Below are 10,279 nucleotides of genomic sequence, written 5' to 3' on the forward strand. Positions count from 1 at the left end.
CTTCCGTGCCGCGGAGTGGGTCTCCTCGACGGAACCCGCTGCCGCCGACTTCGTCGATGTGGAAGGGTGACCGGATGTGAATCCGGGAGCGTTCGAAGCCATCGACGAACGCCTGGTCTCCACCCTCGACGACCTGCTCGACCAGCAGTCCCTGGCCCCCGGCATCGTCGTCAACGCGCTCTTCCACCGGTTGGTGACCGCCGTGCTGAGCGTGCCCGCATCGGCCGCGGACACGGTGCTCGCCGCGCTGCCACCATCGCGTTCCCCGGCCGTCTTCCGCGCCGTCGCCTCCGCCGGCGAGCACGCGCTCGAGCGGTCCTGGGCCCACCAGATCTCGCGCGCCCCCGACCCCGCGGCAGCGTTCGCCCGCTTCCCCTACCGCGAGAACTACCGGCTCCTCGTGGAGATGGAGCTGCAGGCCGTACGCCGCCAAGGCGTCACGCCGCGGAACGTCCTGCTCCTCGGGTCCGGGCCATTGCCGTTGACCGCGCTCTGCCTGGCCGAGCAGGGCATCGCGGTGCACTGCGTCGACCACGACGCCGAGGCGATCCGGCTGTCCTCCGCCGCGTTCGGCCGCCTGGGTGCCGTCGGCGTGACGTTCGAGCACGCCGAGGCCGCGGCGGCCACGCCACCGCACCCCGTCGACGTCGTGCTCCTCGCCGGCCTGGTCGGATCCGACGACGCCGCCAAGGCCGAGGTGCTCGGCACGGCGATCACCCACCTCGCGCCTGGCGGGCTGATCCTGGCGCGGAGCGCGCGGGGGCTGCGTACGCTGCTCTATCCGGCGGTCGGCCCGGAGGCGCTGGTCGGTCTGAGCGTGGTGGCCGAGGCCGATCCCGAGGTCGACGCCCCTGGGACCGACGTGATCAACAGCGCCATCCTGGCCAGACCTGTCTGACCCCGGATCCACCGATGCGGTGTATCGAGCTTGTCGATCAGTTCGGCCACACGGCGAAGTCGAGGTTGTCCCGAAGGGCGCGATCTTTGGTCAGGAGCTCGACACCGGCCAGCTTCGCTTGAGCTGCAATCATGCGGTCGAACGGGTCCCTGGTGAAGGAGAACTCGAACTCTGCCGCGAGAGCCACAACATCGACGAAATAGCCATCGTCGGTGGTCAGACCGATCCGCCGCCGGAGATCGCCGACAACCACACTGCCTGGCTCTTTGATGCGCCCGATCTCGTGGAGCCAGGTCAGCTCCAGTTCGGCCATCGGTGAGATGGCCACATCCTCGGCCTCGATCAGCTCACGAGCTCCGTCGCTGAACCTGCCCACGTCTCCCGCATACAGCCAGACCGCAACATGGGTGTCGATGTGGATCACGGATTCAACGTCCGATCAGGACCCCACTCCGAGACGCTGAGCTCGACGAGGTCATCTGGGTCACCGAAGACGAAGTCGGGTCGCGAGGTGAGCCTGTCGAACTTGCGCTCCGGCAGATCCGGGACGACCCGAAGCCTACGACCGTTGCGCTGGATCTCCAGCGGCTCACCGGTTTCGAGAACCTGGTCGAGCAGCCGGAAGAGATCCTGGCGCAGCTGAGTCGCGGTCACGTTCATGACCCCACCCTAAAACATGTACGTACAGATCACAAGACATGTACGTACATCAGAGTACCGGGTCGAGCACCTCGGCCTTGAGCTGGGCGGCTCGCTCGATCCGCTCGGCACCGGTCTCCCCGAGGTTCCACGTCGGCAGGATGAACTCGTCGAACCCGGCCTCGACGTAGCGCCCGATGAAGTCCTGCAGCTCCCCGGCCGAGCCGGTCTGCGTCCTGGCGAAGCCCGGGTTCGCGCCGTCGAGATCGAGCATGAGGTTGGTGGTCGTCCTGATCGTGGACGGATCGCGACCGACCTGCTCGCAGGCTTCCAGAAGCTTGGCGCGCACCGCACCGGCGCTCTCGGGCGTGCCCCAGGTGTTCCACTCGTCGGCGTGCCGGGCGACGACACGCAGCATCCGCGGCCCCTTGGCCCCGACCAGGATCGGCAGCGGCGAAGCCACCGGCTTGGGCTCGCACGGCGCGTCGGTCAGCTGGAAGTAGGTCCCCTCGAACGTCGTACGCGGCTTGTCGAGCAGCGACCGGGTGACCTCGATCGCCTCCTCGAACCGGTCGACGAGCACCTTCGCGCCCGGCAGGTCGATGCCGTAGGCCTTGTGCTCGTTGATCTGCCAGCCGGCACCCATGCCGAGCACGAAGCGACCCCCGGCGATGTGGTCGATGGTCGCGGACCGGTTCGCGAGCAGCGCCGGGTGATGGATCGTCGTCGGCGAGACGAGGGGCCCGATGCGTACGTTCTGGGTGGTTGCCGCCAGCGCCGGCAGGATCCCCCACACTTCGTGCATCGGTCCGTCGTCGATCTGCTCCGAGCCGGTGTTGGGCATGTAGTGGTCGGCGACCCAGACGCCGTACCACCCGGCGTGGTCAGCCGCCTGCGCCTCGGCCAGGATGTCGGCGGTGGGGTGGACGAGGTTCGGCCACAGCGAGATCTTCACGTCCCCAACCTACCCACCTGCAGAACCCGTCAGAAATATTCTTGGCAGAGTTGTCGATCCCGCGTAGACCTCGTTCGACCAAGGGGTGAACGGGCCGGCAAGACGGCCCGACCGAACACAGGAGACACCGAGATGCCGAAGTACATGCTGATCTGGCGCACCATCGACGAGGACAAGCAGAACGCCGCGATGGCCGAGATCCCGTTCGAGCAGATGCTCGAGAAGATGGGCCAGCTCAACGACGAGCTCATCAAGTCCGGCGTGCTGCTCGCCATGGAGGGCCTGGACCCCGAGGAGCACACCGTCGTCACCTACGCCGACGCCGACGAGCCGCCGGTGGTCACCGACGGCCCCTACGGCGAGACCAAGGAGCTCTTCGGCGGCTTCTACCTGATCTCGGTCGCCTCGAAGGAGGAGGCGGTCGAGTGGGCCAAGCGGCTCAGCTACTTCCCGGGCTCCGCCGTCGAGATCCGCCGGGTGCCGACCATCGACGAGTTCCCGCAGGACAACCCGTGGATCCAGAAGGAGCTCGACTGGCGGACCAAGAACGGGCAGCTCTGACGACCGCGACCATCCGAGGACACATCATGAGTGACGCGACGCGCGCCGTCGAGGCGATCTGGCGCATCGAGTCAGCCCGCATCGTCGGCGCGCTCGCGCGCTACACCGGCGACTTCGCCCTTGCCGAGGACGCCGCCCAGGAGGCGCTCGCGGAGGCCCTGATCGCCTGGCCGCGCGACGGCCAGCCGGCCAACCCGGTCGGCTGGTTGATGACCACCGCGAAACGGCGGGCGATCGACACCATCCGCCGTGCCGGGGTCCAGCGCGAGAAATACGAGGCGATCGCCCACGACCAGGACGAGGCGTACGCCGACGACCTCGACGTCGAGAGGATCGACGACGACGTCCTCGCGCTGATGTTCATCTCCTGCCACCCGGTGCTGTCGAAGGAGGCGCGGGTGGCGCTCACCCTTCGGGTCGTCGGCGGTCTGAGCAGCGAGGAGATCGCCCGGGCGTTCCTGGTGCCGGTGCCGACGATCCAGGCGCGGATCACCCGCGCGAAGAAGACGATCGCGGCCGCGAAGGTGCCGTTCGAGGCACCGGCGCCCGAGGAGCGCAGACAGCGGCTCCCCGGTGTCCTCAACGTGCTCTACCTGATCTTCACGGAGGGCTCCACCGCGACCTCCGGCGACGATCTGATCCGCACCGACCTCGCGCGCGAGGCACGCAGACTGACCCGCGTGCTGATCGGCGTGCTGCCCGAGGAGCCCGAGGCGTACGGCCTGCTTGCGCTCATGGAGCTGACCGCCTCCCGGTTCCCCGCACGCACCGACAAGAACGGCGACGCCATCCTTCTCGAGGACCAGGACCGGACCCGCTGGGACCGCGGCGCGATCCGCCGTGGTCTGGCGGCGCTGGAGCAGGCCACCCCGCGCGGACTGGGACCTTACGGCCTGCAGGCAGCCATCGCCGGCACCCACGCGGTCGCCGAGTCGGTCGCGACGACCGACTGGGAGCGGATCATCGTGCTCTACGAGGCCCTGGGCCGGATCGCACCGAACCCGATCGTCGATCTCAACCGCGCCGTCGCGGTGGCGATGGCCCACGGACCTCTGCCCGCCCTCGAGCTCGTCGACCGGATCGCCGAGGACAAACGGCTCGACCACACTCACCTCCTCCCGACCGTACGCGGCGAGCTGCTGCGCCGGCTCGGCCGGACCGTCGAAGCGCGCGAGGAGCTGGAGCGGGCCGCGGCGATGTGCACCAACGACCGCGAGCGCGCCGTACTTCGGCAGAAAGTCGCAGATCTACCCTAAACGGGGTATATCTGTCGCTCATGTCACAAGCAGCGAGGTCCGAGTCGACCGAAACCCCGCGTTGGCGGATCCTGGGGCCAGGCCTCGTCGTCGCCGCGACCGGCGTCGGCGCCGCCGACCTGGTCGCCACCCTGATCGCAGGCAGCAAGTACGGCTACGCCCTGCTGTGGGCCGTGGTCATCGGCTGCGTCTTGAAGGTGGTGCTCGTCGAGGGCGCCGGACGCTACAGCCTGGCGACCGGCGAGACGATCTTCCAGGGCTGGCGGCGACTGGGCGTCTGGACGACGATCTACTTCGGCCCCTACATCGTGATCTGGGGCTTCATCTACGGTGCCGCGGCGATGGCCGGCACCGGCCTGGCCCTGACCGCGCTGTTCTCGTTCGCCTCGGTGAAGGTCTGGGGCATCGCTTCCGGCCTGATCGGTCTCGCCATCGTGTGGGCCGGCCGCTACGGACTCTTCGAGAAGTTCCTCGCGATTCTGGTCGGCATCATGTTCGTCACCATGGTGGCGGCCGCGATCATCACCGTGCCCAACCTCCCCGAGCTCCTCAAGGGCCTCGCCCCGACCATCCCCGAGGGCGCCTTGGTCAACGTGCTCTCGGTCGCCGGCGGCGTCGGCGGCACGATCACCCTGGCCGCCTACGGCTACTGGCTGCGGGAGAAGGGCTGGCACACCCCGCAGTTCATGCGCGTGATGCGGATCGACAACACCACGGCGTACGTCGTCACCGGCATCTTCGTGATCGCGACCCTGATCGTCGGCGCCGAGCTGCTCTACTCGGCCAACATCGCCATCGGCACCGGCGACCAGGGCATGCTCGACCTGTCCCGGGTGCTCGCCGACCGTTACGGCGACTGGTTCGGCAAGCTGTTCCTGGTCGGCTTCTGGGCCGCCGCGATGTCGTCCCTGGTCGGCGTCTGGAACGGTGTCAGCCTGATGTTCGCCGACTTCATGGGCACCATCCGCGGCAAGGCGGACGAGCCCGAGGCGAAGAGCGGTGGCCTCTGGTACCGCGTCTACATCCTCTGGCTCACCTTCCCGCCGATGATCTGGCTCCTGCTGGCCGACGAGCCCGCCTGGCTGATCCTCATCTACGGCGTGCTCGGTGCCTTCTTCATGCCGTTCCTGGCGGTCACCCTCCTCTGGCTCCTCAACACCAGCCACACCCCCGCGGAGTGGCGCAGCAAGTGGGTCTCCAACATCGGCCTCATCGTCTGCGCGCTGATCTTCGCCTGGCTCGCCTACGACCAGGTACGCACCTCGATCCAGAGCCTGCTCGGCTGACCACGGCACCGCACGATCGACGAAGGCGGCGAGCGTCCACGCTCGCCGCCTTCGTCGTGTCGTCCCGAGACTCGGCGGGTCGGCCGGCGCGGTGCCTGTCCTGGGTCTACGCCTGCGCCTTGCCGAGCCGCCAGTAGCCGACGAACGTGATCTGCGACTTGGGGACCCCGAGCGCCACCAGGTGCCGGCGCCCCCCGGTCGGGATCGTCCGTTCGCCGACGAGATAGGCCGAGAGCTCGGCCGGGGTCTCGGGTTGGAATGCCTTGAGCTCAGCCAGCGCCAAGGACCCTGGCAGGACGCTCGAGTCTTCCCGCGGCAACCACCGCACCTCGAATCCCGCAGGCCCCGAGACTTCCTGAACGTCGGCCATCTCCGGAATCTCGATGAGGGCCAGCCCGCGTACGCCCCGGGGCAGGTCGCGGAGGATCCCGAGGATCGCCGGCAGGGCGGACTCGTCACCGACGAGCAGGTGGAAGCCGGCATCGGGGTGGAGGTCGAAACCCTTCCCCTGGTCCATGATCACCAGCCGCTCACCCGGCTCCGCCGTGGCGGCCCATGGCCCGGCGATCCCGAGGTCGCCATGGACGACGAAGTCGACGTCGATCTCGCCGAGGTCGGGGCGGTGCTCGCGCACCGTGTAGTTGCGCAGCGGCGGCCTGTCTCCGTGCGTCAGATACTTCAGGTAGTCGAGCGTCCTGAGCTTGTCGGGCACCGCGTCGAAGTTCGTCGCCTTGCCGTCGGGCCGGGGCAGGAACAGCCGGAACCACTGGTCGAACCCGTGCTGCGGAAGACGCTTCAGATCCTCGCCCCCGAAGGTGACGCGCATCATGTGCGGCGTCACCTGCTTCCTGTGCAGCACCTCCACGGCACACACGCCGCTCAGCTTCCGGCCGTCATCGAATCCCACACCAGGCTCCATCTAGATCAGGTAAGGCTTACCTTGCTTTCCCGAGCGTAGCGGCACCCACCAGCCGGCGCCGGAGTCATGCCGAAAACTCGCACGGCAGTGCGCTGCTTGCTGATAGTCTCCGGCCGCCGCCATCGCGGTACGAATCTGCCGCGGCCCTCGGCCTTCTCGCCAGGCGCCCGCTGCCAACGCTTGGAGCCTCGATGACCCTCACTCCCCGCAGTCGACTGCGCCTGTGTGTGGCGACGGCCGTCGCCGTGCTGGCGGCGCTCGCACCGGTCACGTCCGCCTCGGCCATAACAGCCGACACCACCGCCCCGAAGATCACCTCGACGTCCTACAAGCAGTGGCTCGTCCCCGGCGACATGAAGTGGCGCGGCGCCTTCTGGAGCGCAACTCCCGGATACACGTGGTCGAGCTCCGACAACGTCGGGGTGGCCTCACACGAGGTGGAGACGTGGATCGGGAACGGCACGGGGTCGCGGCTCGGGGCGAGCACATGGCCGAGCATCGCGAAGTACGTCAGGACCTACTCGGGGTCCCGGCGGTCGCTCCACACCGGGATCGGCGAGGGCGAGCAGTCCTGTCAGCGGGTTCGCGCGAAGGACGCCGCGGGCAACCGCAGCCCCTGGTCCGCATGGAAGTGCTCCTACGCTCCGTTCGGGGAAGAGGCTGTGGACGGAGCCTGGGACCCGACCTCGTTCAGCTTCAAGCTCCGTAACACCGGTGCGGCCAACGACCGCATCTCGACGGTTCCGGTCAGGGCCACGGGCGTCCGCATCAGGGTCGCCACCGGTCCGTCGAGGGGCCGCGCGAAGGTCTACATCGGCTCCACCTACCTCGGGACCGTCTCCGCGGCCGCGAAGAGGTCCGGAAGCAAGTACGTCACGCTCCGCAAGGCGTCGACGCTGACCGGCAGGATCCGGGTCCGCACCACATCGTCGTCGTCCAAGTCCTTCCTGCTCACGGGACTCTGGGGCATTCGGCCGACCTCGGGACTGTCGAGCGCGCACATCGGGTATCCGGCCAGCCACGCCGAACCCGACCCTGGCAACCCGCCTGCACCGGTCGATTCCTCGGACTCGGTGAGCCCGCGTATCACCAGCTTCAGCGTCACCCCTGCCTGGCCGAGCAAGCGGGGCAGCAACGGGATGTATCGGGCGGTCGCCACGTGGGCGGCATCCGACAACGTGAAGGTGACTGGTTACCTCTACCAGGAGAAGATCGCAGCTGGCGGAACCTCCTTCTTCGTCGGCGGAACGACCTACACGACAGCTACGTCCCAGACCCGCTCGCCGGACTTCACCGGGGAGACGACCTGCTTCCGCGTACGCGCTCGCGACGCTGCCGGCAACGTCTCTCCCTGGACCGGCTGGAAGTGCTCGACCGCTCCGATCACCGTGACGGGCGGACGATGGGCGAGCGGCGGGTTCCCGGCCATCGCCGGCGCCGCCTGGGTGTACGCCTCGGCCTCACCCCGAGTCACTGATCAGACGACCGACCGCTTCACGGCAAGGTCGCTGCGTATCAAGGTGCACACCGGCCCGAACCACGGCAAGGTCAAGATCTACGTCGGTGGCACCCACTTCGGCACGATCAACACCTACGCGCGAACGAACGGCTCGAAGTGGGTCGTCCTGGGTCACGACCGAGAGGTGCGCGGGCGGATCCGGGTCGTTGCGGCCACCAAGAAGGTCTATGTCGGAGCGATCTACCTCGTGAAGGACACCCGCAAGGCCGTCCGCAGCGAGGTCGGCTGACGTCGCGGACGCAGGGGCTGTCCGACAGCGACATGCCCGAGGAGGCGGAGCCGCGACCAAAGTCGGTTGACGCGCCTCCCCTCCGGGTTGAGGCTGGACGGCATGCCCGCCGACGTGCTTCCCGGCTGGAGGCGCAACGCAGCGATCTTCCTCGCCGGCCAGACGGTATCCCTGCTCGGCTCCATGCTGGTGATGTACGCCGTGATGTGGCATCTCACCATCGAGACCCGCTCCGGGTCGGTCCTGATGCTGAGTCTCGTCTTCGGGATGCTCCCGCAGGCCTTCATGTCGATCTTCGGCGGAGTCTGGGCCGACCGGCACCACCGGAAGTTCCTGATCATGGGCTCCGACACCACGATCGCGGTGGCGACCTTGATCCTGGCGGGCCTGATGGCCAGCGGCATCGACGATCTCTGGATCATCTATCTGGCCTTGGCCGTCCGCTCCGTCTTCGCCGGCATCCAGATGCCCGCCGTCACCGCGATGATCCCGCAGATCGTGCCGACGTCGCAGCTCCTCCGGATCAACGGCGCCTTCCAGACCATCCAGTCGGCGATGACTCTTCTCGCTCCGGCGCTCGCTGCCGTCATCTACGCCAGCATGGACATCGTCGCCGTCTTCTTCATCGATGCCGCGACCGCCCTGATCGGTGTGGCGCTGCTCGCCCTCGTACCGGTCGCCCGCCTCGTCCGCACCGACGAGGGCAAGGTGTCCTACTTCGGCGACCTGCGGGCCGGCCTGAAATACGTCTCCACGCACTCCCACGTGCGGTGGATCCTCGTCCTCTTCAGCCTGGTCATGGTCATGGTGGGTGCGCCGTCGTACCTCACCCCACTCATGGTCACGCGCACCTTCGGTGACGAGGTCTGGAAGCTCACCGCGAACGAGCTCTTCTGGGGATTCGGCATGCTGGCCGGTGGCGCCGCGATGGCAGTCTTCGGACCGAAGATCACCCACCGGATGCGTCTGATGGTCGGCTCGGTCGTCCTCATCGGGCTGGCCGTCGTCGGGCTCGGTGTCTCGACGAACATGTGGGTGTTCTTCACGTTCGGGCTGGTGATCGGAGTGCTCTTCTCAGCCCTGAGCGCGCCTGCGATGACGATCCTTCAGGAGCGCGTCGAGGCAGAGATGCAGGGCCGCGTCTTCGGCATCGTCGGCATCGTCATGTCCGTGGCGATGCCGCTGTCGATGGTCGTCTTCGGGCCGCTTGCGGACCAGTTCTCGGTCGAGTCCTTGCTGGTCCTCGCCGGTCTGCTCCTCTTCCTCGTCGTGGCCGGCATCCTTGCCATCCCCGGCGCACGTCGGTCCTTGGTCGAGGTCGACCTTCCTATGGCCGAGCAGGAAGAGACGGACGGGGTGGCCACTCCTGACCCCGTCGCCCCGGACGAGGAAGCGTCCCAGAGCAGCTGATGCGATGTATCGAGCTTGTCGAGATGACAGTTGCCCGGCACCTCGAGGGCGCCGGGCAACTGGGAAGCAACCGGATCAGCGGCTGGCTACCAGCTTGATGGCCACACCGAGACCCGCAGCGACGACTGCGGCGATGATCAGCTTCTTGACCATGGGAACTCCTCGTTCGACGATGTTGATACGGATCCAACTATGACATTGGACCCCGCGGGACCGCCCACGTCAACCGGGCGTGGCGCGAAGAGAGCAGCCGCGACTATCAAAAACGGGTACAAATGGCAGCAGGGCCACCTCCGAAGAGGTGGCCCTGCGCAAAGTTATGTCCGGCGGCGTCCTACTCTCCCACAGCCTCTCGGTTGCAGTACCATCGGCGCTGAAGGGCTTGACTTCCGGGTTCGGGATGGGACCGGGTATTTCCCCTTCGCTATGGCCGCCGTAACTCTAGAGATCACTCTCCCCGTGCTCCGGGTGAGGTGACCAAACCTGTGTTACAACAGTTGGTTGTGGACGCGAGACTTGACGGTCTTCGTTTGTTGTTTTTGTTGAGGGTTTATGAAAGATAAGCCCTCGGCCTATTAGTACCGGTCGGCTGGGCATTGCTGCTGTA

10 protein-coding genes and 1 rRNA gene are annotated in these 10,279 nt (G+C 67.4%); 6 read left to right on the forward strand and 5 right to left on the reverse strand.

The genetic code is table 11. From position 1 onward, the window contains the following. Positions 1–76 precede the first annotated feature (76 nt). Positions 77–898: a nicotianamine synthase family protein gene (locus WBG06_RS05960; RefSeq protein WP_336735618.1), complete on the forward strand. Its 822-nt coding sequence runs from the start codon at positions 77–79 to the stop codon at positions 896–898. Between the two features lie 37 nt (positions 899–935). Here WBG06_RS05960 and WBG06_RS05965 read toward each other — a convergent pair whose 3' ends face one another. From WBG06_RS05965 to WBG06_RS05975, 3 genes are read right to left on the reverse strand one after another with little or no spacing between them, the layout of a single operon-like run. Further along, positions 936–1,322: a type II toxin-antitoxin system VapC family toxin gene (locus WBG06_RS05965; protein WP_336735620.1), complete on the reverse strand. Its 387-nt coding sequence runs from the start codon at positions 1,320–1,322 to the stop codon at positions 936–938. Continuing rightward, positions 1,319–1,558, reverse strand: a complete 240-nt coding sequence (locus tag WBG06_RS05970) for a type II toxin-antitoxin system Phd/YefM family antitoxin (RefSeq protein WP_336735621.1) — start codon at positions 1,556–1,558, stop codon at positions 1,319–1,321. The genes WBG06_RS05965 and WBG06_RS05970 overlap by 4 nt, the downstream gene beginning before the upstream one ends. Positions 1,559–1,607: 49 nt before the next feature. Next, entirely contained in the window at positions 1,608–2,492 is an 885-nt protein-coding gene (locus tag WBG06_RS05975; protein ID WP_336735622.1) for an LLM class flavin-dependent oxidoreductase, read from the reverse strand. A 132-nt stretch (positions 2,493–2,624) separates the two neighbouring features. Here WBG06_RS05975 and WBG06_RS05980 point away from each other — a divergent pair, with 132 nt between their 5' ends. The 3 genes from WBG06_RS05980 to WBG06_RS05990 are packed head-to-tail and all read left to right on the forward strand — an operon-like array spanning position 2,625 to position 5,595. After that, positions 2,625–3,053: a YciI family protein gene (locus WBG06_RS05980; protein ID WP_328528205.1), complete on the forward strand. Its 429-nt coding sequence runs from the start codon at positions 2,625–2,627 to the stop codon at positions 3,051–3,053. A gap of 26 nt (positions 3,054–3,079) precedes the next feature. After that, positions 3,080–4,309, forward strand: a complete 1,230-nt coding sequence (locus tag WBG06_RS05985) for an RNA polymerase sigma factor (protein ID WP_336735623.1) — start codon at positions 3,080–3,082, stop codon at positions 4,307–4,309. Between the two features lie 20 nt (positions 4,310–4,329). Further along, on the forward strand, positions 4,330–5,595 hold the full coding sequence (locus WBG06_RS05990; RefSeq protein WP_336735624.1) for an Nramp family divalent metal transporter: 1,266 nt from the start codon (positions 4,330–4,332) through the stop codon (positions 5,593–5,595). Positions 5,596–5,701: 106 nt separating this feature from the next. Here WBG06_RS05990 and WBG06_RS05995 read toward each other — a convergent pair whose 3' ends face one another. Then, complete coding sequence (locus tag WBG06_RS05995; RefSeq protein WP_336735625.1) at positions 5,702–6,502, reverse strand: siderophore-interacting protein; 801 nt, start codon at positions 6,500–6,502, stop codon at positions 5,702–5,704. Between the two features lie 203 nt (positions 6,503–6,705). Between WBG06_RS05995 and WBG06_RS06000 the strand changes: the two genes are divergently transcribed. Both WBG06_RS06000 and WBG06_RS06005 read left to right on the forward strand, forming a co-directional pair. After that, positions 6,706–8,262, forward strand: coding sequence for a hypothetical protein (locus WBG06_RS06000; RefSeq protein WP_336735626.1), 1,557 nt, complete (start codon positions 6,706–6,708; stop codon positions 8,260–8,262). A 102-nt stretch (positions 8,263–8,364) separates the two neighbouring features. Further along, positions 8,365–9,672, forward strand: coding sequence for an MFS transporter (locus WBG06_RS06005; RefSeq protein ID WP_336735628.1), 1,308 nt, complete (start codon positions 8,365–8,367; stop codon positions 9,670–9,672). Between the two features lie 321 nt (positions 9,673–9,993). On the opposite strand, the gene rrf is transcribed toward WBG06_RS06005, so the two are convergent. Beyond that, positions 9,994–10,110: ribosomal RNA gene (gene rrf / locus WBG06_RS06010) — 5S ribosomal RNA — on the reverse strand. Positions 10,111–10,279: the final 169 nt, after the last annotated feature.

The sequence above is a fragment of the Nocardioides sp. CCNWLW239 genome (assembly GCF_037137035.1).
Classification (GTDB): Bacteria; Actinomycetota; Actinomycetes; order Propionibacteriales; family Nocardioidaceae; genus Nocardioides.

What these genes read in the sequence shown, in the direction of transcription:
- WBG06_RS05970 (WP_336735621.1), bottom strand. Translation starts at nt 1,558, where the DNA reads ATGAACGTGACCGCGACTCAGCTGCGCCAGGATCTCTTCCGGCTGCTC.
- WBG06_RS05980 (WP_328528205.1), top strand. Translation starts at nt 2,625, where the DNA reads ATGCCGAAGTACATGCTGATCTGGCGCACCATCGACGAGGACAAGCAG.
- WBG06_RS05985 (WP_336735623.1), top strand. Translation starts at nt 3,080, where the DNA reads ATGAGTGACGCGACGCGCGCCGTCGAGGCGATCTGGCGCATCGAGTCA.
- WBG06_RS05990 (WP_336735624.1), top strand. Translation starts at nt 4,330, where the DNA reads ATGTCACAAGCAGCGAGGTCCGAGTCGACCGAAACCCCGCGTTGGCGG.
- WBG06_RS06000 (WP_336735626.1), top strand. Translation starts at nt 6,706, where the DNA reads ATGACCCTCACTCCCCGCAGTCGACTGCGCCTGTGTGTGGCGACGGCC.
- WBG06_RS06005 (WP_336735628.1), top strand. Translation starts at nt 8,365, where the DNA reads ATGCCCGCCGACGTGCTTCCCGGCTGGAGGCGCAACGCAGCGATCTTC.